Origin of the sequence: Kosakonia sp. AG348 (genome assembly GCF_003337365.1) — a bacterium.
GTDB lineage: Bacteria > Pseudomonadota > Gammaproteobacteria > Enterobacterales > Enterobacteriaceae > Kosakonia.
In genome coordinates, this window is record NZ_QPJR01000001.1 from 668,918 (window position 1) to 694,548 (window position 25,631).

20 protein-coding genes are annotated in these 25,631 nt (G+C 58.6%); 6 read left to right on the top strand and 14 right to left on the bottom strand.

Annotated elements, in window-relative coordinates; translation table 11 throughout:
* Positions 1-12 precede the first annotated feature (12 nt).
* The gene (betI, locus tag DFO56_RS03390) at positions 13-609 is read right to left on the bottom strand and encodes a transcriptional regulator BetI (RefSeq protein WP_044489591.1); all 597 of its coding nucleotides are present in this window, start codon (positions 607-609) and stop codon (positions 13-15) included.
* A gap of 238 nt (positions 610-847) precedes the next feature.
* Here betI and DFO56_RS03395 point away from each other — a divergent pair, with 238 nt between their 5' ends.
* The gene (locus DFO56_RS03395) at positions 848-2,878 is read left to right on the top strand and encodes a choline transporter (RefSeq protein ID WP_045508842.1); all 2,031 of its coding nucleotides are present in this window, start codon (positions 848-850) and stop codon (positions 2,876-2,878) included.
* 28 nt (positions 2,879-2,906) lie between these two features.
* On the opposite strand, the gene DFO56_RS03400 is transcribed toward DFO56_RS03395, so the two are convergent.
* Positions 2,907-3,497, bottom strand: a complete 591-nt coding sequence (locus DFO56_RS03400; protein ID WP_020456942.1) for a TetR/AcrR family transcriptional regulator — start codon at positions 3,495-3,497, stop codon at positions 2,907-2,909.
* Positions 3,498-3,607: 110 nt separating this feature from the next.
* On the opposite strand from DFO56_RS03400, the gene DFO56_RS03405 reads away from it, so the two are divergent.
* On the top strand, positions 3,608-4,351 hold the full coding sequence (locus DFO56_RS03405) for an SDR family NAD(P)-dependent oxidoreductase (RefSeq protein WP_045508839.1): 744 nt from the start codon (positions 3,608-3,610) through the stop codon (positions 4,349-4,351).
* Between the two features lie 119 nt (positions 4,352-4,470).
* Here the strand turns inward: DFO56_RS03405 and DFO56_RS03410 are convergent, their stop codons facing one another.
* The 7 genes from DFO56_RS03410 to entC form a co-directional block, all read right to left on the bottom strand.
* Positions 4,471-4,668: a YbdD/YjiX family protein gene (locus tag DFO56_RS03410; RefSeq protein WP_017455812.1), complete on the bottom strand. Its 198-nt coding sequence runs from the start codon at positions 4,666-4,668 to the stop codon at positions 4,471-4,473.
* Between the two features lie 20 nt (positions 4,669-4,688).
* Entirely contained in the window at positions 4,689-6,794 is a 2,106-nt protein-coding gene (gene cstA / locus DFO56_RS03415) for a pyruvate/proton symporter CstA (RefSeq protein WP_045508832.1), read from the bottom strand.
* Between the two features lie 168 nt (positions 6,795-6,962).
* Positions 6,963-7,376, bottom strand: a complete 414-nt coding sequence (entH, locus tag DFO56_RS03420) for a proofreading thioesterase EntH (protein ID WP_045508830.1) — start codon at positions 7,374-7,376, stop codon at positions 6,963-6,965.
* Complete coding sequence (gene entA / locus DFO56_RS03425; protein WP_045508828.1) at positions 7,377-8,132, bottom strand: 2,3-dihydro-2,3-dihydroxybenzoate dehydrogenase EntA; 756 nt, start codon at positions 8,130-8,132, stop codon at positions 7,377-7,379.
* On the bottom strand, positions 8,132-8,983 hold the full coding sequence (locus DFO56_RS03430; protein WP_045508825.1) for an isochorismatase: 852 nt from the start codon (positions 8,981-8,983) through the stop codon (positions 8,132-8,134). Before DFO56_RS03430 ends, entA begins: the two co-directional genes overlap by 1 nt.
* 10 nt (positions 8,984-8,993) lie before the next feature.
* A complete protein-coding gene (entE, locus tag DFO56_RS03435) occupies positions 8,994-10,604 on the bottom strand; it encodes a (2,3-dihydroxybenzoyl)adenylate synthase EntE (protein WP_045508822.1) in 1,611 nt (536 codons plus the stop codon).
* A gap of 9 nt (positions 10,605-10,613) precedes the next feature.
* Complete coding sequence (entC, locus tag DFO56_RS03440; protein ID WP_045508819.1) at positions 10,614-11,789, bottom strand: isochorismate synthase EntC; 1,176 nt, start codon at positions 11,787-11,789, stop codon at positions 10,614-10,616.
* Positions 11,790-12,048: 259 nt separating this feature from the next.
* Here entC and fepB point away from each other — a divergent pair, with 259 nt between their 5' ends.
* On the top strand, positions 12,049-12,936 hold the full coding sequence (gene fepB / locus DFO56_RS03445; RefSeq protein WP_233500367.1) for a Fe2+-enterobactin ABC transporter substrate-binding protein: 888 nt from the start codon (positions 12,049-12,051) through the stop codon (positions 12,934-12,936).
* Here fepB and entS read toward each other — a convergent pair whose 3' ends face one another.
* A complete protein-coding gene (gene entS / locus DFO56_RS03450) occupies positions 12,937-14,178 on the bottom strand; it encodes an enterobactin transporter EntS (RefSeq protein WP_045508813.1) in 1,242 nt (413 codons plus the stop codon).
* A gap of 112 nt (positions 14,179-14,290) precedes the next feature.
* Between entS and fepD the strand changes: the two genes are divergently transcribed.
* From fepD to fepC, 3 genes are read left to right on the top strand one after another with little or no spacing between them, the layout of a single operon-like run.
* Complete coding sequence (gene fepD / locus DFO56_RS03455) at positions 14,291-15,295, top strand: Fe(3+)-siderophore ABC transporter permease (RefSeq protein ID WP_045508810.1); 1,005 nt, start codon at positions 14,291-14,293, stop codon at positions 15,293-15,295.
* The gene (gene fepG / locus DFO56_RS03460) at positions 15,292-16,284 is read left to right on the top strand and encodes an iron-enterobactin ABC transporter permease (protein ID WP_045508807.1); all 993 of its coding nucleotides are present in this window, start codon (positions 15,292-15,294) and stop codon (positions 16,282-16,284) included. Before fepD ends, fepG begins: the two co-directional genes overlap by 4 nt.
* Positions 16,281-17,081: an iron-enterobactin ABC transporter ATP-binding protein gene (fepC, locus tag DFO56_RS03465; RefSeq protein ID WP_045508805.1), complete on the top strand. Its 801-nt coding sequence runs from the start codon at positions 16,281-16,283 to the stop codon at positions 17,079-17,081. The genes fepG and fepC overlap by 4 nt, the downstream gene beginning before the upstream one ends.
* 38 nt (positions 17,082-17,119) lie before the next feature.
* On the opposite strand, the gene DFO56_RS03470 is transcribed toward fepC, so the two are convergent.
* The 4 genes from DFO56_RS03470 to fes form a co-directional block, all read right to left on the bottom strand.
* Entirely contained in the window at positions 17,120-19,954 is a 2,835-nt protein-coding gene (locus tag DFO56_RS03470) for an RHS repeat protein (RefSeq protein ID WP_045509058.1), read from the bottom strand.
* A gap of 125 nt (positions 19,955-20,079) precedes the next feature.
* Complete coding sequence (gene entF / locus DFO56_RS03475) at positions 20,080-23,967, bottom strand: enterobactin non-ribosomal peptide synthetase EntF (RefSeq protein ID WP_045508802.1); 3,888 nt, start codon at positions 23,965-23,967, stop codon at positions 20,080-20,082.
* Between the two features lie 10 nt (positions 23,968-23,977).
* Positions 23,978-24,181 (bottom strand): MbtH family NRPS accessory protein, encoded by a 204-nt coding sequence (locus tag DFO56_RS03480; RefSeq protein WP_020456925.1) that lies wholly within the window; start codon positions 24,179-24,181, stop codon positions 23,978-23,980.
* A gap of 28 nt (positions 24,182-24,209) precedes the next feature.
* Positions 24,210-25,421, bottom strand: coding sequence for an enterochelin esterase (fes, locus tag DFO56_RS03485; RefSeq protein WP_045508800.1), 1,212 nt, complete (start codon positions 25,419-25,421; stop codon positions 24,210-24,212).
* Positions 25,422-25,631 lie beyond the last annotated feature (210 nt).

Genomic DNA, 25,631 nt, shown 5'->3' on the forward strand with positions numbered 1-25,631 from the left:
ACTTCCTCCTTCTCAGTGATTCGTCGCGCCAGCCAGTTGCTGGCGAATGAATTGGGTGGTGAGCGTTCTGGCAATGTCCAGGTTAAAGGGTTTGCCGCTCAGCGCCGCGCGAAGCCAGAGGCCATCGATCAACGAGGCAAGGCCATGCGCCGCCAGCCGTGCCTGTTCACGCGGTAGATCGCGGCGAAACTCCGCCGCCAGCGTGGAGAACAGCCGGCGGCTGCTGACGCGCTCCAGGCGACCAAGCTGCGGCTGATGCATACTGCTGGCCCAGAAATCGAGCCAGGCTTTCATCGCCGCGCTGTGGACCTGGCTGTCATCAAAATTGCCTTCGACAATCGCCAGCAAACGCGTTTCGGTACTGGCCTGCGCGAGCGGTTTTAATCGCTGCGCCACGGCGTCGCGCAACTGGCGGGTGATGTCGCGCATGGTCGCTTCCAGCAGACCATTTTTGTCCCTGAAGTAGTGACTGATGATGCCGGTCGATACGCCAGCGCGGCGCGCAATTTGCGCAATCGTGGCGTCGTTAATTCCTACTTCGTTAATGGTACTCAGGGTCGCATCAATCAGCTGCCGACGGCGTATCGGCTGCATTCCCACCTTTGGCATGGCTCCATCTCCACCGCAATGTAAGGGCCTTATTTAATCTTTTTTTGATTGCACGTTCAATATAAAAAAAGATTTTGTTAGGATACTGTGCTTCAATTGTTAAATAAACGAAGCGGGAATGTATAAGCTAAATACGGCGACGCAAACCGTGAGAACAGAGAGGAGCAAACGCGATTAAACAACCGATGTTTGGCATTAATATTTTGAAAAATTACAGGAAATTAACCAGAGGTAACCGATGATTAATCCACCTGCCAGTGAAAAAGACAGAATCAATCCCGTGGTGTTTTACACCTCTGCCGGACTGATTCTGACATTTTCACTGGTCACCATTTTGTACAGCGATTTCGCTGCGACCTGGATCCAGACCACCGTTAACTGGGTCTCCTCCACCTTTGGCTGGTATTACATGCTGGCCGCAACGCTCTATATTGTCTTTGTTATTTATATGGCCTGCTCGCGCTACGGGGCGATTAAACTCGGGCCGGAGCAGTCCAAGCCGGAGTTCAGTTTGCTGAGCTGGTCGGCGATGCTGTTTGCCGCCGGGATCGGTATCGACCTGATGTTCTTCTCCGTCGCGGAGCCGGTCACGCAGTATATGCAGCCGCCGGAGGGCGCAGGCCAGACGATGGAAGCCGCACGCCAGGCGATGGTGTGGACACTGTTTCACTACGGTTTAACCGGCTGGTCGATGTATGCGCTGATGGGTATTGCGCTGGGCTACTTCAGCTACCGCTATAATCTGCCGCTCACTATTCGTTCTGCGCTGTACCCTATTTTCGGTAAACGCATTAACGGCCCGATTGGCCACACGGTGGATATTGCGGCGGTGATCGGCACCATTTTTGGTATTGCCACTACGCTCGGTATTGGCGTGGTGCAGCTTAATTACGGGCTGAAAGTGCTGTTCGACGTGCCGGAAGGGCTGACCGCGCAGATGGCGCTGATTGTGCTGTCGGTGGTGATCGCCACCATTTCGGTCACCTCCGGGGTGGATAAAGGCATTCGCATCCTTTCGGAACTAAACGTGGCGCTGGCGCTCGGGCTGATCCTGTTCGTGCTGTTTATGGGCAAGACCGATTTCCTGCTCAACGCGCTGGTGCTCAACGTTGGCGATTACATCAACCGCTTTATGGGCATGACGCTCAACACCTTCGCGTTTGATCGCCCGACGCAGTGGATGAACAGCTGGACGCTCTTCTTCTGGGCCTGGTGGGTGGCATGGTCGCCGTTTGTCGGGCTGTTCCTTGCACGTATTTCCCGCGGGCGCACCATTCGCGAGTTCGTGCTCGGCACGCTGATTATTCCGTTTACCTTCACCTTGCTGTGGCTGTCGGTGTTTGGCAACGCCGCGCTGTATGAAATTATCCACGGCGATGCCGGTTTCGCCCAGGAGGTGATCGCCCATGCCGAACGCGGGTTCTACAGCCTGCTGGCGCAATATCCGGCGTTCAAACTTAGCGCTTCTGTCGCGACCATTACCGGCCTGTTGTTTTATGTCACCTCGGCGGATTCCGGCTCGCTGGTGCTGGGCAATTTCACCTCAAAGCTGAAAGATATCAATAGCGATGCGCCGAACTGGCTACGGATTTTCTGGTCGGTCGCTATCGGCGTGCTGACCATGGGCATGCTGATGACCAATGGCATTTCCGCGCTGCAAAATACCACTGTGATCATGGGTTTACCGTTCAGTTTTGTGATCTTCTTTATTATGGCCGGGCTGTATAAATCGCTGAAAGTGGAAGATCACCGCCGCGCCAGCGCCAGCCGCGAAACCGCACCTTATATTCCGGCGAGCAACGACCGCCTGAGCTGGAAAAAACGCCTCTCGCGGCTGATGAATTATCCGGGTACGCATTACACCCGGCAGATGATGGAAACGGTGATTTACCCGGCGATGCAGGATGTGGCAAAAGAGCTGGAACTGCGCGGCGGACGGGTATCGCTTGAAAATGTCGCGCCGGAAGAAGGCCAGCCGCTGGGCTACCTGGATCTGCGCGTCCACCTCGGTGAGGAGCAGGATTTTGTCTACCAGGTGTGGCCGCAGCAATACTCCGTACCGGGCTTTACCTACCGCGCACGCAGCGGCAAATCGCACTACTTCCGACTGGAAACCTTCCTGCTGGAGGGCAGCCAGGGCAATGATTTAATGGACTACAACAAAGAGCAGGTGATCATCGACATACTGGATCAGTACGAACGCCACCTGAACTTTATCCATCTGCACCGCGAAGCGCCGGGCAATAATATTGTTTTCCCTCAGCCATAACGCAACGGGCCACTTCGGTGGCCTGTTTTTACGGCGCAGGCCACAATCCCATTGCCATACGCGCGACGCCGAGCAGCGTTTCCCGGCTCGCGCCATCGCGCGCCTGAATCGACATCCCCTGCTGAATGCTGACATACAGCCGGGTCAGCGCATCGATATCGGTGGTCTCAGGTAACTCGCCGCGCTGCTGCGCCTCGCTCAGGCGCGCTTTTAGCTGTGCAACGCCGCCATTACGCAACTGACGAACCCGCTCGCCCAACCGTTCATGGCCTTCGCTGGCAACCGCTGACAGCGTCACCATGCAGCCATGCGGCAAATCGCAGCGGGTTAACACCTCAGCCGATCGCTCCAGCCACGCCGCAATGGCTTTTTTCGGCGATGGCTCGCTTGCCATATCGCCCCAGATCGCTGGCGCAACGCACTGTTCGTAGTGCTGCAACACCTCGTCGTAGAGATCTTCTTTGCTACCGAACGCCGCATACAAGCTGGGCGATTTAATGCCCATCGCCTCATACAGATCGTTCATGGATGTCGCGGTGTACCCCTTCTGCCAGAAGAGTTTCATCGCGTTATTCAGCGCCTCGGTACGGTCAAATTCCCGCGGTCTTCCCCGGCTCACTTTCGCCTCCTCGCATTTTGTGCTGATCGGTATCTTAATAAGATTGACGAATGTATGGAAGCCTGTTTATTTTAATTATGTATCAATCGACACATAATTACGGAGCCACCATGTCACATTCACTTGCAGGAAAACGCGCGCTGGTCACCGGTGCGAGCCGCGGTCTGGGAAAAGCTATCGCCTTAACGCTGGCGCGGGAAGGAGCGGACGTCGCCATCACCTGGGAGAAATCCGCCGATAAAGCACAAGCCGTTGTGGAAGCAATCCGCGCGCTGGGGCGTAACGCCGTGGCGATCCAGGCCAACAGCGCCGAACCACAAGCTGCCCGCGCCGCTGTTGATCAAACCGTGCAGCAACTCGGCGGGCTGGATATTCTGGTTAATAACGCCGGCATCGCGCGCGGTGGCCAGTTAGAAGCGATGTCGCAGGAGGATATCGATGCGATGATCAACGTGAATATTCGCGGCGTGGTCTACGCCACCCAGGCGGCCATTGCACACCTGCCCGACGGCGGGCGCATTATCAATATCGGCAGTTGCCTCTCCGATCGCGTGCCGTTTAAAGATATCGCCATCTATTCGATGACCAAATCCGCGCTGAACTCATTAACACGCGGGCTGGCGCGGGATTTGGGCCCACGCGGCATTACCGTCAATATGGTGAAACCCGGTTCGACGGACAGCGATATGAACCCGGCGGACGGCGAAGGCGCGGAAGAGCAACGTCGTATGATTGCGCTGGGGCATTATGGTGAAGCGCAGGATATCGCCGAAGCGGTCGCTTTCCTTGCCAGCCCGGCGGCGAAGCAGATTACCGGGGCCGATATTGTTGTTGATGGCGGCACCAACGCCTGATCCTGGCGAAAATAACTGGCCTATAGCTGAAAGCTTTCCAGAAGCACCAGCCTGGCTGGGGATTTTCTGTAGATAAAGAAAAGCGGCGCATGTGCGCCGCTTTTTGAGCAAGACGAGAGTTAACAGCAGCGTGCACCGCCCTTTCCGCCGTAGCGCGCATCCTGGCGCTCGCGGAAAAACTCCTCATAAGTCATCGGCGTCTGCTCCGGGTGCGTCACGCGCATATGCTCGACATAGTTGTCATAATCCGGAACGCCAATCATCATTTTCGCCGCCTGGCCTAAATACTTCCCGGCTTTTGAAAGCGTATCGAACATAAACCCTCCGCGTTACGCGATTAATGCACACTTTTTGCCTGGCCGACAATCTGCTCAACGTCGCCCGTCATTTCCTGGTACGGCGTCTCGTTCGCGGTCGGTTGATCCTCTTTCAGCGCCGCCAGCGCGGTTTTCAGCGAGTAGAACGCCAGTACCACCACCACGACCATAAAGAAGATGGTCAATCCAGCATCGAGACGGTTATTAAACACCAGTTGCGCCAGTTGAGACTGGGTATATTGCGCCGGAATATTGCCGCTGTCGATCATCGCCTGGAACTTGTTGGCGATGGCCAGGAAGCCGACTTTCGCATCCGGGCTAAAGGCTTTTTGCCAGCCTGCGGTGAGCGTACAAACCAGCAGCCAGGCAGTTGGCAGCAGTGCCACCCACGCATAACGCTGGCGTTTCATCTTGAACAGCACCACCGCACACAGCATTAGCGCCATGCCCGCCAGCATCTGGTTGGCGATGCCAAACAGCGGCCACAGGGTGTTAATACCGCCGAGCGGATCAACCACGCCCTGGTGCAGGAAGTAGCCCCACGCCAGCACGCACAGCCCGGTCGCCAGCAGGTTCGCGGGCAGCGATTCCGTGCGTTTGAGGTTCGGTGAAATCACGCCCAGCAGATCCTGCAACATAAACCGCGCCGCGCGTGTCCCGGCATCCACCGCCGTCAGAATAAACAGCGCCTCAAACAGAATGGCGAAGTGATACCAGAACGAGACATCCATCAGACCGCCGAGCGCGCCGTGCAGGATATAAGCCATGCCCACTGCCAGCGTCGGCGCGCCGCCCGCGCGTGAAATGATCGACTGCTCGCCCACTTCGCTGGCAATCTGCCTGAGCGCATCCGGGGTGATACTAAAACCCCAACCGCTCACCACCTGCGCCGCCGACGCTACTACATCGGTGGTGCCCGCAGGGGCTAAGACCGCCATCGGGCTGTTCATCGCAAAGTAAACGCCCGGATCGATAATGCACGCCGACACCAGCGCCATGATCGCCACGAACGACTCCATCAGCATGCCGCCGTAACCGATAAAGCAAGCTTGCCCTTCGCTGGCGAGCATTTTCGGCGTGGTGCCGGAGGAAATCAGCGCATGGAAACCGGAAACCGCGCCACAGGCAATGGTAATAAACAGGAACGGGAACAGATTACCGGTCCACACCGGGCCAGTCCCATCGACAAATTTGGTCAGCGCAGGCATGGTCAGCGTCGGGCGCATGATCAGAATGCCGATCGCAAGGCCGATAATGGTGCCGATTTTCAGGAAAGTAGAGAGATAATCACGCGGTGCCAGCAGCAGCCACACCGGCAGCACTGAGGCGACAAACCCGTAGCCCACCAGCATCCACGTCAACTGCACGCCGGTGAAATCAAAGTACGGTGCAATCGCCGGGTTTGCCGCCACCCAGCCGCCAGAAATAATGGCGAACACCAGCAGCACCAGACCAATCACCGACACTTCGCCAATTCGACCGGGGCGCAGATAACGAATGTAGATACCCATAAAAATCGCCAGCGGAATGGTAAAGGCGACGGTATAGGTTCCCCACGGGCTGTGGGTCAGCGCTTTGACGACAATCATCGCCAGCACCGCGAGGATGATCACCATGATCATAAAGGTCGCCACCAGCGCAATCACGCCAACGGTCGGCCCCATCTCCGCTTTCACCATCTCACCGAGCGAACGCCCGTCCCGACGGGTGGAGATAAACAGCACCATGAAATCCTGCACCGCACCGGCCAGCACTACGCCTGCGAGGATCCAGATCATGCCCGGCAAATACCCCATTTGCGCCGCCAGCACAGGCCCTACCAGCGGGCCTGCGCCGGCAATCGCCGCAAAATGGTGACCGAACAGCACTTTTTTGTCTGTCGGCACGTAATCAAGACCATCGTTGTAGCGCACCGCCGGAGTCATGCGCGTCGGGTCAACCTGTAGCACATTTTTAGCGATGTACAGGCCGTAAAAACGGTAAGCGATAAGGTAGATACAGACCGCGGCCACCACGATCCACAGCGCGTTGATCTGTTCGCCGCGGTTAAGCGCGATATAACCGAGGGCGAATGCGCCAACCAGCGACAGCACGCCCCAAATAAGGTATTTCCCTGAGTTGTTCATAGCGGGTATCCGTTGAGAGACAGAGAGATGTTACATTTTGTATCTATATCAACTCGCGGATTTTAACAACTTTGAAACATGGGAAATTTGCCCTGCCACCAGGCATTTACCTGATTGTGTTACCGGGATCGCAAGAATGCGCCCTCTCCTGTCAAAGAGAGGGCGAGATTACCCCAGCACCGCCGTGCTGAGACGACAGGTGCAGCAGCGTCGGCCTTGTTCGTCGAAGACCACAATTTCCCAGCTTTGGTTCTGCCGGCCAAGATGCAGCGGCTGGCAAACACCGCGCACTTTTCCCTGCGAAACCGGGCGATGATGGGTGGCGTTTAATTCCGTGCCCACCACGCACTGGCCATCGCGGGTCATCAGGTAACCCGCCATCGATCCCAGCGTTTCCGCCAGCACCGCCGAGGCACCACCGTGCAGCAGACCAAACGGTTGATGCGTGCGGCTGTCTACCGGCATTTCCGCTTCAAGGAAATCATCACCGATGCGGGTGTAAGTAATCGCGAGATGCGCCACCAGCGTGTTTTCGCTGGTGGCGTTCAGTTCATCAAGGGTTAAATGACGTTTCCAGATCATCTATGCCCCCAGCGTCGAGCCGCCATCCACCACGATATCCTGCAATGTGATATGACTTGCCAGATCGGAAGCGAGGAACAAAATGGTGTTCGCCACTTCCTGCGGGCGGGCGATTTTCCCCAGCGGGATGCCGAGCTTGAACTGCTCGCCAAAACCGCGAATACGCTGCTGTTCGGCGTCATCGCTCACCCACAGCAAACGCTGCATATCGGTGTCGGTCGATCCCGGTGAAACCACATTGCAACGTACATGGCTTGCCGCCAGCTCAAGGCCAACGGTGAGCGCCAGGCTTTTGAGCGCCGCTTTCGATGCGCCATAGGCGCTCATGCCGATACGCGGCGTGTGCGCCGCGTCGGATGCGACGGTGACAATCGCCCCGCTCTGCTGACGGCGAAATTGCGCCATCGTCTGCTGAAACAGGTTAAACGCCCCGCCGACGTTAACAGCGAAGGTGTTGTGCCAGGCGTCTGCTGTCAGTTCATCGGTGGCGGCCATGTGCAACACCCCGGCGGCGTTGACCAGCACATCCAGCCGCTCGCATTGCGCCAGCACGCGCTGGCATACCACCTGTACTTGTGCGGCGTCAGCAACGTCCAGCACTTCACAGGAGAAAGGGTAATCCGTGCCGCCAAAGGCGAGATCGAAACCGATCACGTGCGCGCCCGCCCCGACAAACGCCTTCGCCGTGGCATAACCGATGCCTTTACCGGCCCCGGTCACCCAGACAATTTTGCCGGTAAAATCCAGACCAACCATTACTTCACCTCACGCGAAAGCAGCGTCCACCAGGCGTCAATGGTCGGGTTTTTCGCCAGCATCACAAAGTCGATATCGCCATGTACTTTGCGCCAGCGCGCGGCGAGCGCCATCATGCGCACGGAATCGAGGCCGTAGTCGATGAGATTCTCGTCATCTAATGGTTCGTCGGACTCATCCAGCAGCGGCAGGATCAGCATGCGTAATGCCGCTTTGCTGCCCGGCACAGGCAGTAATTCTTGCGTCATCACCACGCGACCAGCACGCCCGGCGACATAATTAAGCGACATCAAATGCTCTTCGCGGCTGAAATCCGCCAGCGCGTCGGCAACCATAAACGGTTTGATATCGCGCATAAACGCATCGGTGGCGGTGGTCATGCAGCCAATGTGTGAATACACCCCGGTGATGAGTAACTGGTTACGGCCGGTCTCTTTGAGCATCTGCTCCAGCGGCGAGCGGTGAAACGCGCTGTAGCGCCACTTCACCAGCACGGTGTCGGCCTCATCCGGCGCGAGCGCAGCAACAATTTTTTGCTGCTCCGGCGAGCGGGTTAAGCCTGGCCCCCACATATCGTTGAGCAGCGCCCGGTCTTCATCGTTCTGCTCTTTCGGCTGCGCGGTGTAGTACACGGGAATAGCGTTTTGCTTGCAGAAATCACGCAGTGCGGCGATGTTCGCCACCACTTGCTGCATCATCGGGCAGTTTTCGCCCCAGAAGTTAACAAAGTAATCCTGCATATCGTGGATCAGCAGCGCCGCACGTTCCGGCTCAAACGGCCAGCTCACTTTGTTTTGCGGGATATCGGCCGCGCCAGGCAGCGCGTAGCCCTGTAGTTTTGGAATCGCCATCTTCTCTCCTTTACGCCGGTGCGCGTTGCGCTAACCACTGACGTAACTGTTTTTTATCGACCTTACCCACCGGCGTCAGCGGCAGCGCGTCCACACACTCCACGCGATCCGGCAGTTTGAACTCGGCAACGCCCTGCTCGCGCAGAAAGCGGCGGACAGCTACCGCGCGCAGCGGCGTTTTCACCACCAGGTAAGCGCAGCTTTTTTCACCCAGCAGGCTGTCTTCCATGCTGACCAGCGCGGCGTGGATCACCGACTCATGGCGCAGTAGCAGATTTTCGATCTCCTCGGCGGCAATCTTCTCGCCTCCACGGTTGATCTGATCTTTTTCCCGCCCTTGCACGGTGATATAGCCCTGTTCGTCGATCGAAATCAGATCGCCGGAGCAGTAAAAACCGTGTTCGTTAAAGGCGCTGGCATTATGTTCCGGGCTGTTAAAGTAGCCGCGAAAAGTGTACGGGCCGCGCGTCATCAGGCGGCCAACGTGGCCTGGCGGCAGCAGATTGCCGTTTTCATCCGCCACCCACACTTCATCATCCGGGCACATCGGGCGGCCTTGCGTGTTGATAATGCGGTCAAAGGGATCGTCCAGACGGGTGTAATTCACCAGCCCTTCCGCCATGCCAAATACCTGCTGCAACTGGCAGCCGATCTCCGCCGGAATACGCGCCGCAAGCGTTACCGATAAACGCGCCCCGCCGACCTGCAACAGCCGCAGTGAGGCGAGTTGCGCATTGCTGCCCCACTCGGCGATCGCCTGTAACCACAGGCTTACCGCCGGCGGCACCAGCGCGGTAACATTAATCTGGTGTTTTTCAATCAGCGGGAAGCAGAGCGTGGCGCTCGGATCGGCAGCCAGCACCACGCAGCCTCCGGCGTGGAAGACGCCAAGCGCGCCGGGGGAACTCAACGGGTAGTTGTGCGCCGCCGGCAGCGCGCAGAGGTAACGGGTTTGCGCGTTAAATCCGCAGATCTCGTTACTGCGCACAATGCTGTAGTAGTAATCATTGTGCGTGCGCGGAATGAGTTTCGGCGTGCCGGTGCTGCCGCCGGAAAGCTGGAAAAACGCCACTTCATCGGCAGGCGTTGGCGTGGCGATAAAATTATCCGCCGGGCGGGCAATGGCGTTTTCCAGCGCCTGCTCGCCGCTGTCGCCGAGCAGCAGTACGGTGCGCACCGACGGGTGCTGTGCAACAAACGCGGCGAGGAAATGGTCATTCTCAAACAGCGTGTGGGCGCGATCGGCAATCAGCAGCGCCGGCGCGATTTGCGCGGCATACGCGTTCAATTCGCTGCGCTGATGGCTGAACAGCGCGTTGACTGGCGCCACGCCGATTTTCAGCAGCGCGAAGAAAACAATGTAGAACTCGCTGACGTTGCCCAGCTGCACCAGCGCGGTTTCCCCGCGCCTGATGCCCTGCGCCTGTAACGCCGAGGCCAGATTGTCTGCGGCATCGTTGAGCTGGCGGTAGCTCAAGCGGCGTTCGCCCTCTATCAACGCCGTGGCATCACTGCGCGCGTGGCGGGTCAAAATATCGGTCAGCGGTAAATCCTGCCAGTAGCCCTTTTCACGGTAACGCTCGGCGAACTCGTGCGGCCAGCGGGTAAACGGAATGGTCATGGTTGATCCTCAGTGCAAACCAAATGCGTTCAGCATGGTGGTAAGCTTGACGCCGGTTTCGCGCCACTCGGAAAGCGGCGAAGAAGCCGGAACAATCCCGGCACCGGCGAACAGACGAACGTGGTTATCGTGAAGCCGCGCGCAGCGAATAGTGACCACCCACTCGCCGTTACCCTCGGCGTCGCACCAGCCAACGATGCCGCCAAACAGCTCACGGTTGAAGGGCTCCAGCTCGGCAATCACCTGTTTCGCCACCTGGTGCGGGAAGCCGCTCAGCGCGGGCGTCGGGTGCAGCAGGCAAGCCAGCGTCAGCGCGTTTTCCCCGGCGACTGCAGTGCCGGTAATCGGCGTGGCCAGGTGCCATAAAGTGGGGGTAGTGACCAGTTGTGGTGATTCCGGCAATGTCAGGGTTTGGCTGCGCGGCTGCAGCACGTTTTTCATCGCCTGAGTCACCAGTTCGTGCTCGTGCCGATCTTTTTCCGAAGCCAGCAGCTTGTTGCCCGCTTCGCGGTCAAGAATGTCGTCCGGCTGGCGACGGGCGGAACCGGCTAACGGCAGCGAACTGAAGTGCTCCTGCTCTTTGCGCAGCAACAGTTCCGGGCTTGCGCCCAGCAGTACGCCGCCATCCGGTAGCGGAACGTGGAAGTTGTAACTGGCCGGGTTCTGGGCAATCAGGCGCTCTAACAGCACGCCGCTGTCGATACGGCGGTCGGTGGTTAACTCAATCAGACGCGAGAGCACCACTTTGTCGACTTCCGGCGTGGCGGTGCGCGCGGCGGCATTCGCCACCATCTGCATAAACGTCTCCTGCGATGGGATCGCCTGCTGCGCCGTGACGTTCGGCATCGCGCTACTGGTGAAATAGCGCGCGGATCGCTGTTTCTCGGGGCGGGAGAAAGTTTGCCAGCTGTGCGGGATAAACAGCGCAGATGGCTGGGTGGTGTCGAAGGGGATCGCGCCAACCATCACCGGGTGGGCAATGCCCTGCGCTTTCGCATCGGCAAACGCCTGAGCCAGTTTTTGCTGGAAAGCACTCTCGGGCGCATCGCCGCCCGCGGCAGGCTCGCAAAAACGCGCCACGCACCCGGAGGTGGTGAAACTGCGGTACGGCGACATAAAGAAAAACTGATCCGCGGCCAGCGTCTTCGCAGACTGCCGCGTTTCCTCAGCCAGGGACGTATCCATATCATCCTCCAACAGTGATAAATTAACTAATAATGATTATCATTTGTGTTTTTGAGTCGGTAAGATAAAAAGTTATTGCCCGCTCTGTCAACAGCAGATTGTTCTCTCGCGCGGCGAATGCTTGCATCTGCTTCATTCAGATATGAAAATGAGAAGCATTAACTTCAACAAAAACAGGATATGCGTTGTGAGATGCTCTTTTTTGCGCTGTAAACCCTTAGTGTTTTTAGGAATTTTTGTTTTAGGAATTACCTCAGCGATGGCGGCAGAGTGGCCTCGCCAGGTCACGGACAGCCGTGGAACGCACACGCTACCGACTAAGCCGCTGCGTATTGTTTCCACCAGCGTGACGCTCACCGGTTCGCTACTGGCGATTGATGCGCCAGTTATCGCCAGCGGCGCGACCACGCCAAATAACCGTTTCGCCGACGAACAAGGCTTTTTGCGCCAGTGGGGGGAAATTGCCCGGCAGCGTAATGTCGCGCGGCTTTACATTGGGGAACCCAACGCTGAAGCCGTCGCTGCACAAATGCCGGATTTAATCCTGATCAGCGCCACCGGCGGCGACTCCGCGTTGCCGCTGTATGATCAGCTATCAACCATCGCCCCGACGCTTATCATCAACTACGACGACAAAAGCTGGCAGGCGCTGTTAACGCAGCTTGGTGAAATCACCGGTCACGAAAAAGAGGCAGCGGCGCGTATCAGCCAGTTCAATCAACAGCTTGCGGACGTTAAAGCCCGCATGAAACTGCCGCCGCAGCCGATCACCGCGCTGGTTTATACCCCGGCGGCGCACGGCGCGAATCTGTGGACTGAAGAGTCCGCGCAGGGAAAATTGATGCAGCAACTGGGCTTTACCCTCGCGCCGTTACCGGCGAATCTGCACACCAGCCAGAGCCAGGGGAAACGTCATGACATTGTCCAGTTAGGCGGCGAGAATCTGGCCGCCGGGCTGAATGGCGAGGCGCTGTTCCTGTTTGCCAGCGACCAGAAAGACGCGGATGCGCTCAGCCAGAACCCGCTGCTGGCGCACCTGCCCGCGGTGCAAAATCACCGCGTGTACGCACTCGGCGCGGAAACTTTCCGCCTTGATTACTACAGCGCCACCCGCGTGTTACAACGCCTGGCGGCGCTGTTTGGTTAATCAGGCTTCGGCGGCGGGCTGCACCTGGCGAAAACGCCGCAGCTCGCCGAGCACCACCATCAGCAACACGCCCACTATCGCCAGCACAAAACCGCTGATGCTCGCCGATGCGGCGGGCGTCATCATTGACGCCATCGCGCCCAGCAGCGCGGCACCAATGGCGTCACCCGTGACGTTTTGCGCCGTCCATAAGCCGTTAATTCGCCCGAGCATCGCTTCCGGGGTTTGCGTTTGCAGCAGCGTGTATTGCAGCAGCGAACTCACCGCCGTCAGCCAGCCGCACAGCGCCAGAAACAGCACGCCCAGCGCCCAGACGGGCATCAGGCTGAATAAACCGATGGAGATAAACGCGCCAACGGACGCCAGCAGCATAATCACGCCGGGGCGCTCACTGTGCGCCAGCTTGCCGCTGGTTAACGCGCCAATGGCCGCGCCGAGCGGCAGCGCGGCATACAGCAAGCCAATTTCTGCCGCCGACATGTTCCAGCTTATCGCCAGCGCCGGGTAGAGCACGCGCACCGCGCTTGCCATCGTCAATAACCCACCAAGCAGCGCGATGCCGCCAATCAAAGGGTTGTGCAGTAAAAATTGCAGGGCGCTAAGTAGCGATTTCAGCGGGTGCTCGCGCGGTTGTGGCGGTGGCGGTAATGCAGGCAGGCTCAGTAACGGCAACAAGGTGGTAAACGTGCCCGCCGCCGCCAGCCCGTAGTTCCACGCCACGCCGCCGGTTGCCAGCAGCAAACCGCCGCACATTGGCGAAATAACGGAACCCAGCCGCACCGTCAGCATGGTAATTGCGCCAGCGTGCATCAGGTTTTCCCGCCCGACCAACGCAGGTGTCGCCGCCAGCAGCGCCGTTACGCCCAGCGCGCCGAAAAAACCATCCCACAAACCGAGCAGATAAATTGCCAGCAGCGAAGGCTCCGGCAACAACGCATTCAGATACAGGCCGATAAAACCGACGCCGCAGGTGGAACGCGCCAACAGAATCAGTTTCTTGCGTTCAAAACGATCCGCCAAAACACCACCAAACATCAGGCCGACGAACATGGCGCTACCGGTCAGCGTAACGGCAAGGCCAACTTGCCAGCTGGAGTGGGTCATCGTCTGGATTTGTACCGGCACCGCTACGCCCAACAAGCCCAGCGAGAGAATCGAGATAAAACGCGCCAGAAATACCGCGCGAAAAGCCGGATGCGTACGCAGCAGATTCAGGTTCAACAGCCAGGATTGTTGCTTCATTCCAATGCCTTAAATACATACTTTCTATGTCCATTCGCAGGCTGCGCATGGTAACATACCAAAACAAGATCGATAACGATAATTAATATCATTATCAAATTTGGGACGTTTTATGTCGTGTTCTGCTTTCCCGGCGCGCCCCGTTACCCTCGCCGGGTTATTGATATTGCTGGTTGTCGCCGTTGCACTCAGCCTGTTTATTGGCGCAAAACCTCTGCCCGCCGCGGTCATCATCGACGCCCTCACTGGCGTCTGTCAGAGCGCGGACTGCACCATCGTCAACGATGCCCGTTTGCCGCGAACGCTGGCAGGTTTACTCGCGGGCGGCGCACTGGGCATTGCCGGGGCGTTAATGCAAACGCTCACGAGAAATCCGCTCGCCGATCCAGGCTTACTCGGCGTTAACGCCGGTGCCAGCTTCGCCATTGTGCTCGGCGCGGCGCTGCTGGGCGCTGTCTCCCCTGTCGAACAATTACTGCTCGCCTTTTGCGGCGCACTGGCGGCGTCGCTGCTGGTCGCCTTTACCGGCAGCCAGGGCGGTGGGCAACTCAGCCCGGTTCGCCTGACGCTGGCGGGCGTGGCACTGGCGGCGGTGCTGGAAGGATTATCCAGCGGTATTTCATTGCTTAACGCCGACGTTTATGACCAGTTGCGCTTCTGGCAGGCCGGTTCGCTGGATATCCGCACCCTGCAAACGCTAAAAATTGTTCTGATCCCGGTGCTGCTGGCAGCGCTCATGGCGTTGATGCTGAGCCGCGCGCTTAACAGCCTGAGCCTCGGCAGCGACACCGCCACGGCGCTGGGCAGCCGCGTGGCGCGCACGCAGTTGCTCGGTTTAGTGGTGATCACGGTGCTGTGCGGCAGCGCGACGGCGGTTGTCGGCCCGATTGCCTTTATCGGCCTGATGATGCCGCACATGGCGCGCTGGCTGGTGGGCGCGGATCACCGCTGGTCGCTGCCGGTCACCCTGATTGCCACCCCTGCCCTGTTACTGTTTGCCGATATCATTGGCCGCCTGCTGGTGCCGGGCGAACTGCGGGTTTCCGTGGTCAGTGCCTTTATCGGCGCGCCGGTATTGATCGTGCTGGTGCGCCGCGCACGCGGAGGCAACTTATGATGGCACCCTCCCGCCGCCTGCTCGGCAGTTGCGTGTTTATGGTTATCGCCGCGTTGCTTTTAGCCAGCTGGGGTTTACGCAGCGGTTCGGTGACGCTGGCGTTTTCACAGGTACTTGACGCGTTCACCGGCGACGCGCCGCGTGCCATGCAACGGGTCGTGATGGAGTGGCGCTTGCCGCGCGTGCTGATGGCGCTGCTGGTGGGCGCAGCGCTTGGCATGAGCGGCGCGATTTTCCAGTCGCTGATGCGTAACCCACTCGGCAGCCCGGATGTGATGGGTTTTAACACCGGCGCATGGAGCGGCGTGCTGGTGGCGATGGTGCTGTTTGGTCAGCATCTGGCCGCTATCGCACTGGCGGCGATGGTCGGCGGTATGCTCACTTCGCTGGTGGTCTGGCTACTGGCCTGGCGCAACGGCATTGAAACATTCCGCTTGATCATCGTCGGTATTGGCGTGCGCGCAATGCTGGTGGCGTTTAATACCTGGCTGTTGCTGCATGCCTCGCTGGAAACCGCGCTCTCCGCCGGGCTGTGGAACGCCGGGTCGCTCAATGGCCTAACCTGGGCGAAAACCGTCCCTTCCGCACCGATCATGCTGGTGATGTTTCTTTTTGCCGCCCTGCTGGTGCGCCGTATGCGGCTACTGGAAATGGGCGATGACAGCGCCTGTGCGCTCGGTGTCAGCGTTGAGCGTTCGCGCCTGATGCTGATGCTGGTGGCCGTTGCACTCACCGCCGCCGCAACAGCACTGGCGGGGCCGATTTCGTTTATCGCACTGGTCGCGCCACATATTGCCCGTCGCGTCAGCGCCACTGCACGCTGGGGATTAACCCAGTCCGCGCTGTGCGGTGCGTTGTTGTTGTTGCTGGCGGATATGATTGCCCAGCAAGGTTTTACGCCTTATCAGTTGCCGGTCGGCGTGGTGACCGTCAGCCTCGGTGGCATTTACCTTATCGCCTTGTTAATTCAGGAGTCTCGCAAGAAATGACCGATTTATCTGCCCGTTTGCGCGGCGAAGCGCTCACCCTTGGCTACGGCAAAAAAGTGGTGGCCGAACACTTAAGCGTGGCGATCCCCGACGGCCATTTTACCGCCATTATCGGCCCTAACGGTTGCGGGAAATCCACCTTACTGCGCACGCTGAGCCGCCTGATGACGCCCGCGCAGGGCCATGTTTATCTTGATGGCGAGCAGATCCAGCGCTATGCCAGCAAAGAAGTGGCACGCCGTATAGGGTTGCTTGCACAAAACGCCACCACGCCCGGCGATATCACCGTGCAGGAACTGGTCGCTCGCGGGCGCTATCCGCACCAGCCGCTGTTCACCCGCTGGCGCAAAGAGGATGACGAGGCGGTGCAGCGGGCGATGCGGGCCACCGGGGTGGAAAGCCTGGCCAGGCAGAGTGTCGATACGCTCTCCGGCGGGCAACGCCAGCGCGCATGGATTGCCATGGTGCTGGCGCAAGAGACGGCGATCATGCTGCTTGATGAGCCAACAACCTGGCTGGATATCAGCTACCAGATCGACTTGCTGGAACTGTTGAGTGAGCTGAATCGCGAGCAGGGCTACACGCTGGCAGCGGTGCTGCATGATTTGAACCAGGCTTGCCGCTACGCCACGCATCTGATTGCGCTGCGCGACGGCAAAATTGTGGCGCAGGGCGCGCCAAAAGAGATTGTGACCGCCGAGCTGATTGAGGCGGTGTACAGTATGCGCTGCATGATCATTGACGATCCCATCGCCCATACCCCGCTGGTAGTGCCGCTCGGGCGTTGCGGGCGGTAATCACATCGGGTGTTATTTACATAAGATCGGTATTACCGCTAAGCCCCCGCATTTTGCGTCATCGTTCTCTGAACGTGTTTACTGACAAATTTTTTGGGCACCAGCACCTGAGGCCGATACATGACCGAAAGCACGAGATCAAACTCCTGCGGTGTTCTGGCGCTAAATATTTTTTTCTGCCCCTCTGCGGATAAATTTTTCGCACTATTGACTATTCTGTAAGCCAGGCCCTCTTTAAGATCTTTAATATCAAAAACGGTTTGATTAGCCGCTTTCGCTATTTTTTCCCGATTTAAAAAATTTATATCTGACTTATTCTTCAGTAGAGCGAGTTGCCTTTCCAGCCCCGTTTTTTTATGGCGGACATCAAACAGTAAGGTATCGTTAATGGCGACATGTGCATAATTCATATATTTATAATTCACGGTTTCACGTAGTGGAATTTCATATTTATTACCCCCCAGCACACTGGTTAACTTACCTTTCGCCCCTACGACTTCCAGTGAAAAAAAGGAAAAGTCGTCCGTTTTTAATTGTGAAATATCTACCGGCGTGCTATTCAATTCATTAAAAATTATTTTTTTCTTTTCCAATTCGACTCTTGAATAAAAAACACCTTTAGATAAATCCGCATTAGAAAAGTGAACCAAATTAAAATCTATTCTCTGAAACCGATTAATAAAGCCAGCTGCTTCAGGTGATAAAATCTTATTGGCTGATTTTATATCTTTTAAATTCTGTTTTGCTTGTTGCAGAAAGGATGCATAATCACTGAACCCACTCCATAATTCGCCTTCCGCCATTCTCTGGTAACTTAAATTCGCCCGTTTCTCTGGAGAAATACCCCACCATTTAAATGAGAACAGACCTGAATCATCGCTTAATACAATGGGATTGTTATTAACCATCTGATAGATGTTTATCCCGTCCACCGTCCCCGCCGGATCCGCGCTCAGCCACCGTCCCGCCCACGGCTGATAATAGCGGTAGCCGTAGTAATAAAGCCCGGTTGCGTCCTGCTCTTTGCCGGAGTAACGAATCGTTTTGTAATCCGCCTCAAGCTGGCTGCGCGCGGCAAACAGCGCCGTGCCGCCGAACGGGTAATACTCCTCCTGGCTGATAAGCTCGCCGCTGCTGTCCACTTCCAGACTGCTGCTGCCGGTGAGGTTGTCGTAACTGTAGCGCACCGCGTCATTGCTTATCCCGGCAGGCTGCCCGCTTTCCCAGTGCAGCACCCGTACCTGCGCGCGTCCGGCCACGCCGACGGTTATCACCTGTAACGCCTCTGTGGCACTGTTGCGCAGTTCCAGACCCGGCAGGTAAATCACCCGTCTGGTCTGCGTGCTGTTGCCGGTCAGCTGCGAGGTGATTTTCACGATGCGCTGGCTGCCGGCGTCGTAGCGGTAACGTTCGCTGTCGTCCGCGGCACCACTGCGGGTGACGGGCGTGACCTGCTGTAATTCCTGGCGCGCCGTCCACAGCAGGCTCTGCCCCGGTAAAAGCTGTTTCTGCTGACCACCGGCAATGAACAGCGCCTCCACATCCGCCGGGTTTTCGGTGAGTGTGCTGATTACCGCCCGGTTGCTGCGGTCGGATACGGTGATGCTGGTGGTGTAGTTATTGCCGGATGCGGGCGCGCTGTGCTGAATTTTCGTCAGATTACCGGCGTTATCGTAGCTGTAAATGCGGGAGTAGTTCGTGTACGTGGCGTCATCAAAAGAGGAATACGCCGGAAGGTTGCTGTTCTGCTGTACCGCGCTGGCCATTTCGCGCCCGCTGGCGCTGACCAGCTGGTACAGGCTGTCGTAGGCGTAGTGATTTTCGGGAACGACTTCCTGATTGCGCCAGAAACGGGTCTCCTCGGCATCGCTGGTAATCACCAGCACGTTACCCACCGGGTCGTACTCGTAGCGCAGGTCCTGCAGCACTTTTGCCGGTGTCATACGTTCCGTTTTAATGCCAACCAGCCGCTGGGTTTCCGCTTCATACGAATATGTGGTCACCACGCCGTTGCCGTGCTCCTCGCGCAGTTTCTGCCCGGCAGCGGACCAGGTCAGGGATTTCACGATAATCTGCTCGGAACCGCCATTCACCGTCAGCCAGCTTCCCTTCAGCAGCCCCGCCACGTCATAGGCCACGCGCTGCATATTGCCTCTGGCATCCGTGGTGGTGAGTACATTTCCGGCGGCGTCCACCGTGCTGGTTGTGGTATAGGTTTCGCCCGCCAGCAGGTCGTTCCACGCGGAAGCATCCGCACCCTGCCAGTCTGCGTCGGTATCGTCCGGCAGTAACTGGCGGGTGACGACAAGCGGCACACCGTTCAGGGAAACGCTGCCCGTCGAAAGCAGACCTGCCGGGTCGTAGTGTCTGACAAGCTGACCGGCAAGATTGTGGCTCTGTTCATCTGCGGAATGACCGCCCCGGACAAACCGCTCCGTGATGCGCGCGCTGCCACCGGCAACCTGCTCGGTAATGCCGAGCAACCGCCCCGGCAGGTCTGCCGCTTCATACTGAAAAGTGCGGGTCACCGCGGCGCTGCGGTCATTCTCTGAGCCAATATTGCTGACCTGCAAAAACACCCGCCCGGAGGCGTCACTGAGCACAACCACCGTGCCGGCATCCGCGCTCTGCGTACGCAGCGGTGCGCCGTTCAGGTCGGGGAGATAACTGAAATTCGCCCGCCCGGCGGCATACAGACGCGGGTCGGCACTTTGTGACGGCAAACCGCGCGCATCAAACTGATGGCGGGTGATACGCTCGTCGGTGGTGTCCGGTGTTTCCGGATGGCGGTGATAAACGATGTCACGCACCGCCAGGCCACGGTTATCCAGCACCACGACGGTCGGGGTTTTAACATAGAGGGAAGTCGTCACAACGCACTCCGGGCGAGTGAAAATAATGCTTAAATTATAAGCAACAAAAAAAAGAACAGCCGTGGGATTTGCTACATGAAACATCTGAAATGCAGACCCCTCTTTACCGAGAGGCCCGCGGAACATCACTGCGCTAATATTTCCCTTAACACCGGCCCAATATGCTCAAACGCCTGCGGCGAGATAATCTCGACGTGGGCGCAATCCTGACGGTAAACCTCCAGTTCACGAACCCACGGTGCCCAGGTTGTGTGCGGATCGGTGCCTGCGGGTAAGGTGCGCCCGGCGACAAACAGCGTTGCTTTCCCGTCAAATGGCAGGCTGTGGGCGGTGGTCAGCAAGCGAACCGCATCGGCATAGTTGCCCTCGATAACGGAGAACAGCTCGCCGGAGGCTTGCCCCTGCTGCGCGGCGAGAAACGCCTGACGCTCGCGTTCAATCTCTGCCAGCACTTCCGGGTCCAGCCCGTTTGCCTCTTTCTCTGCCCAGTTTTGCGTTTCCGGCGGCCAGGTATCGAGCAGCCCGAGGAACGCCACGTCCTCACCCCGCTGCCGCAGACGCGCGGCAATGCCCTGCGCTAACGTGCCGCCGAGCGAATACCCGAGCAGGTAATACGGCCCGTGCGGCTGCTGCGCAAGTAGCGTCGCCAGGTGTTGCTCACAGGCTTCGTCTAACGTCGCGGCTCGTTGCAGAGGGCCATCCGGTCGCGGTGACTGAATACCGGTGATCGACCAGCGCGGCGCAAGGTGACGGGCCAGCACGCTAAACTGCCAGGCAAAACCGGACGCCGGATGGAAGCAAAACAGGGTCGGCCCGTCGCTTTGCCGCAATGGTAGCAAGGTTTCCAGCCCCAGCCGCCCGGTCTGCTCCGCCGAAAGCGCTTGTTCGAGCAACGCGGCAAGTTTTTCTACCGTGGAAGCGACCATGATTTGCCCTGGCGTGACCTGCCGTTCGCACTCGCGGCTCAGTTGCGCCGCTAGGCGCATCGCCAGCAACGAATGCCCACCGAGCGCGAAGAAATCCGCCTGCGCGTCGTTCACTTCGCATCCGAGCAAACCGGAAAATGCCTGCGCGATCAGCGTTTCCATACCGGCGTTGAGCGGGCGGCCGCCCTGCTGCACCGCCAGTTCAGGCAGTGGCAACGCTTTTCTGTCGAGTTTACCGTTGGCGCTCAGCGGCAACGCGTCCAGTTGCACCAGCAACACCGGCACCATATGCGGCGGTAGTTGCTCACGCAGTTGCGCCAGTAGCGCCGTTGTCTCCAGCGGCTGTGCGGAGGCAGAAACCACATAACCGACTAACTGGCGTGCATCGCCGCCGCTGGCGGTGGCCTGATTGAAGACACAGGCATGTGCCACCGCCTGAGCCACATCTGGCAGCGCCAGCATGGCACGGTCGATTTCACCTAATTCAATGCGCTGACCGCGAATTTTCAGCTGGTCGTCGCTGCGCCCGAGGTATTCAACCGCGCCATTTTCCAGCCAGCGTGCGACATCACCGGTGCGATACATGCGTTCGCCTGCGGCAAACGGATCGGCGATAAAGCGGCTGGCGGTGAGATCCGGGCGGCCAAGATAGCCCTGCGCCAGCTGGATGCCGGTGAGGTAGAGATCGCCCGCCACGCCCGGCGGCGCCGGACGCATCATCGCGTCCAGAATGCGCAGCCCGGTGTTCCAGACCGGGAAACCAATCGGCACGCTGTTGCCGCGTACACCCGCCAGCGCTTCGCCATAAGCCGGATACCAGCTCACATCCACAGCCGCTTCCGTCGGGCCGTATAAATTATGCAGCGGCGCGCCAGTCAGCTGCTGCCATTCGCGACAGAGCTCGGCAGGCAGCGCTTCGCCACTACAGAACACCTGTTTTAGCGTGCGGCAACTGTGCTTTGCGCTTTCCGGCGTGAGTGAGGCGACAAACGCGGCCAACATCGACGGCACAAAATGCGTGGTGGTCACGCCGTAATGGGTAAAGAAGTCCTGCAACGCTTGTGGATCGCGGTGTGCATCCGGTTCCGCCATCACCAGCTTTGCCCCGGCGATAAACGGCCACCAGAACTCCCACACCGACACGTCAAAACTGCACGGCGTTTTCTGCGCCACCACATCCTGCGCGGTGAGCGGGTAGCTTTCCTGCATCCACAGCAGACGGTTGACGATGGCGGTTTGCCCGACCATCACCCCTTTTGGCCGCCCGGTGGAGCCGGAGGTGAAAATGATGTACGCGGTATGCTCCGGACGCGCCAGATTGAGCGCGTCGCTGCCGTGGGTTTCCAGCGGGGCTTCGTAGCAGAAATGACGAAGCGCGGGAATATCGGCAAAGCGCGCCCGTTGGTTCTGCGCAGTGATCAGCAGACGCGGTTTGGCATCGTCGAGCATCATTTTCAGCCGCTCGTCCGGGTAACCGGTATCCAGCGGTAGCCAGGCGGCACCTGCTTCGACAATGCCGTGCAGCGCCAGCGTCAGGAACACCGAGCGCGGCAGCGCCACCGCCACGCTGTCGCCGGGCTGAACACCAAGCTGGCGAAGCTGGTGCGCCAGCGCCACAACCTGTTCGCGCATTTCGCGATAGCTAAATTGCCACTGCGCATCTGCCAGCGCGGGGGCATCCGGCGTTTTCGCCGCCTGCGCGGCAACCAACGCGCTTAAGGTGGTAGTCGGCAGTATCTTGCCGGTATCGTTAATGTCTGCCAGCCGCTGCGCTTCTGGCGATAAGAGCAACTCAGCATCGCCGCAGCGCAGATGTGGATTTTCGGCAAACTGCCTGAGCAAATGCCCCAGCCGCCCGACGTGTGTTTTTAAGGTGGATTCATCATAACGGCTGCGGTTCGCCAGCACTTCCAGCGATAACCCGCCCTCTTCGTGCGGGAACAGAGCGATTTCCAGATCGTTCACGGGGCCGGTTGCCAGCGTGTGCGTGGTGCCTTTAATGCCATCAACATCCAGCAGATAATCAAACATTTTGACGTTAAATACCGGGCCGAACAGCGGCTCGTCGCCCGCTGCACGCCCGGCGTCACGCACAATTTGCTCGGCGTCATAACGCTGGTGGCGACGCATCGCTTTCAGGCTGCCCGCAAGCGTTGTCGCCAGCGCGGAGAGCGTTTGAGTACCATCCAGATGAATGCCCAGCGGCAGTACGTTAAGCACCGGCCCGGTAGCGGTTAACGCCGCCGAACCCATGCGGCGCATAAAGATAAACCCGGCGGCATAGTCGGTGCGTCCGCATAGCCGACCAAGCCACAGTGCGGCCAGCGCCAGCGCCAGATCGGCGGGTGAATTGTGGCTAAAAGCCTGGGTTACGCGGCGAAATGCCCCGGCATCCATCGCCACGTTGAGACGTAAAATATCGGTTGTTGCCGCGCGCCCCGGCAGTGGCGTGTCGGAAAGGGAGACCGGAGAGGGTAACGCGCTGCGCTGCTGTGCCCAAAAAGCGCGGTCACGCTGCCAGGCATCGCTTTCACGATAGCGCTGATACTCTTCCACCACCCCGGCAAACGGCGTAAAGGGCGATGTCGGTGTTGCCTCGCCGCGTCGCCATGCGCTGTAAATGGCGGCAATCTGGCGGGTAATGGCCGGAAAACTGAAGCCATCAACCAGCAAATGGTGATAACGCTGATACCAGTACCAGTGCTGCTCGCCCACGCGTAACAGTTGGTGGCAAACCAGCGGATTACCACTCTCCACGCGCAGGTTTTGCGCCAGGTCGGCCTGCATTATCTGTAATGCAGCAGCGTGCGGTTGGCGACTGTAACACAGATCGACGATCGCCGGCAGGGCAAAGACATGAGCCTCGTCGACCCACTGCCACACTTCGCCGTTCTCCTCTTCAAAGCGCATACGCAGCGTATCGGCCTGCGACAAACCGCTGGCAATCGCCTGAGCCAGCAGTGCGGCGTCGATATCGCCCTTCAGTTCAACATAGTGCGCCACGCTCCAGGCGTTGGGCAGCGTGGAGAGTTTTTCCGCCATCCAGATCCCCGGCTGTGCGGCGACCAGCGGTAAACGTTGGGTCATTTTCCGCTCCTCATTGCGCATGGTGCGCCGGGGTTAATGTTTGCCAGTTTGCCGCCAGCCAGGCGTTGCAGTCGTCCTGCGGTTGCGGCTCGCACACCACGTTCCAGCCTGCGGGAAGCGCGCACTGCGCGGGCCACAGGCTGAACTGCCGCCGGGTATTTTGCAGAATATAAAATTGCCCTTGCGGGTTATCGAAGGGGTTGGTGAATTCCATAGCAAACTCCTGTCGTAGAAAGGTGCGATTAACGGGCGCGGGTAAGCGGCTGCCAGAGGGTGATAAGCCCGGAGGTCAGCCCGCCGCGCCAGCAAAGCGCATCGTGTCCGCCGTCAACCTGACGCCAGAAAACCGACTGCTGTGTGCGTTGTAACAGGGGAAAAAGCGCCTCGTTGGCGCGAAAAATCAGCGGTTCGCGCACCCCGGCCTCCAGCACAATGCGCAGGCCTTGCGGGTTCAACTCACCGTTTTTAAGGTGTTCGATAATGATGCCGTCACGCTCGCCGCCGCGATGCGGCCACCAGAACGATCCGGACTGGCTCAACACGCAGCCAAACCGCTGCGGCCAGTGCAGCGCGGCATAAAGTGACGACAGGCCGCCAAAACTCTGCCCGGCCACCACGGTGCGATCCGCGCTGTCGATGAACGGCGCAATGGCACGGACCTGCGGTAATAACTCGTCCTGTACCGCCAGCCAGAAATCGGCATTGCACGGCAGCTCCAGGCTGCGGTGGGTGTTATCAATCACATCAATCAGCACATACACCGCCTCCGGCAATTGCCCGGTATTGGTCAATGCAGCCAGCGCAGGCCATACCGGCATGCTTTGCGCCCAAAACTGCCCGTCGAGCAGGATCGCCAGCGGGCGTTCAGCGCTATGGCTGTTGCCGGTGGTGTAAACCCAGACACGGCGCGTGTTGTTCAGGCGCGTACTGCGCCATTGCAGGCGCTGCGGTTCGTTGAATGGCGTATCCGTTTCGCGCCAGCCAGGCTGTAACGGTGCATCGGGCATTTCCAGCGCCGAAACGGGATGGCCACGCCCGCCGCGCCAGCTTTGTGGATTGAGCGGATCGGCAATCGCGCGCGGCAATAGTTTTCGCCAGCCTTCGCGCAGCGCGGTGCGATCCGGCGGCGTAAGTGTGAAAACGTCGGCGGCGAAATCGTCGCTGTTTTGCGAAGGAATCAAGCAGTAGCTGCCGCGCCAGCTGTCGGCAAGCGTGGTTTTCCAGTACCAGACATCGGTTCCGGCAATACGCGTCAGCGATTGCGGCGTCGATTTTTGATGGTGATCGGTCACGCCGGTAATGTAGATCCACACCTGGCGCACGCGGGAGGTTGCTTCTGTCCCGGCGGGATCGCGCCACCAGAAAGTGACCTCATAATTTCCCTGCGCGTTTTTGACCCATTCGGGCCCCTGTTTCGACTCCCACCAGGCATCACTTCCCGTTGTTGACGTCACGGCTTTCACCTCAAATATGCTGTGGAAATTTTTGCTTGTAGATCAAAAAATATCGATAATATTATTGATAATTATTTTCATTTGCAATAGCGTGTTGGCGCGCTGTGGAAAGCGCGTCTTTCACTTAAAACGGCCGCCGTGGGCGAATTTTCTCAGGAGTGAGCGCCTCGCTACGAGCTGGCTTCATCATGCCGCCTCCTCTCCCCTGGG

Bases quoted from the DNA above. Each gene is read 5' to 3' on its own strand.
- betI (WP_044489591.1), bottom strand. From the start codon at position 609: ATGCCAAAGGTGGGAATGCAGCCGATACGCCGTCGGCAGCTGATTGAT.
- fepB (WP_233500367.1), top strand. From the start codon at position 12,049: ATGGCGGCAGAGTGGCCTCGCCAGGTCACGGACAGCCGTGGAACGCAC.
- entE (WP_045508822.1), bottom strand. From the start codon at position 10,604: ATGACCATTCCGTTTACCCGCTGGCCGCACGAGTTCGCCGAGCGTTAC.
- DFO56_RS03395 (WP_045508842.1), top strand. From the start codon at position 848: ATGATTAATCCACCTGCCAGTGAAAAAGACAGAATCAATCCCGTGGTG.
- entF (WP_045508802.1), bottom strand. From the start codon at position 23,967: ATGACCCAACGTTTACCGCTGGTCGCCGCACAGCCGGGGATCTGGATG.
- cstA (WP_045508832.1), bottom strand. From the start codon at position 6,794: ATGAACAACTCAGGGAAATACCTTATTTGGGGCGTGCTGTCGCTGGTT.
- DFO56_RS03430 (WP_045508825.1), bottom strand. From the start codon at position 8,983: ATGGCGATTCCAAAACTACAGGGCTACGCGCTGCCTGGCGCGGCCGAT.
- entS (WP_045508813.1), bottom strand. From the start codon at position 14,178: ATGAAGCAACAATCCTGGCTGTTGAACCTGAATCTGCTGCGTACGCAT.
- entC (WP_045508819.1), bottom strand. From the start codon at position 11,789: ATGGATACGTCCCTGGCTGAGGAAACGCGGCAGTCTGCGAAGACGCTG.
- DFO56_RS03480 (WP_020456925.1), bottom strand. From the start codon at position 24,181: ATGGAATTCACCAACCCCTTCGATAACCCGCAAGGGCAATTTTATATT.
- entH (WP_045508830.1), bottom strand. From the start codon at position 7,376: ATGATCTGGAAACGTCATTTAACCCTTGATGAACTGAACGCCACCAGC.
- DFO56_RS03405 (WP_045508839.1), top strand. From the start codon at position 3,608: ATGTCACATTCACTTGCAGGAAAACGCGCGCTGGTCACCGGTGCGAGC.
- entA (WP_045508828.1), bottom strand. From the start codon at position 8,132: ATGGTTGGTCTGGATTTTACCGGCAAAATTGTCTGGGTGACCGGGGCC.
- fepC (WP_045508805.1), top strand. From the start codon at position 16,281: ATGACCGATTTATCTGCCCGTTTGCGCGGCGAAGCGCTCACCCTTGGC.
- DFO56_RS03410 (WP_017455812.1), bottom strand. From the start codon at position 4,668: ATGTTCGATACGCTTTCAAAAGCCGGGAAGTATTTAGGCCAGGCGGCG.
- fepG (WP_045508807.1), top strand. From the start codon at position 15,292: ATGATGGCACCCTCCCGCCGCCTGCTCGGCAGTTGCGTGTTTATGGTT.
- fepD (WP_045508810.1), top strand. From the start codon at position 14,291: ATGTCGTGTTCTGCTTTCCCGGCGCGCCCCGTTACCCTCGCCGGGTTA.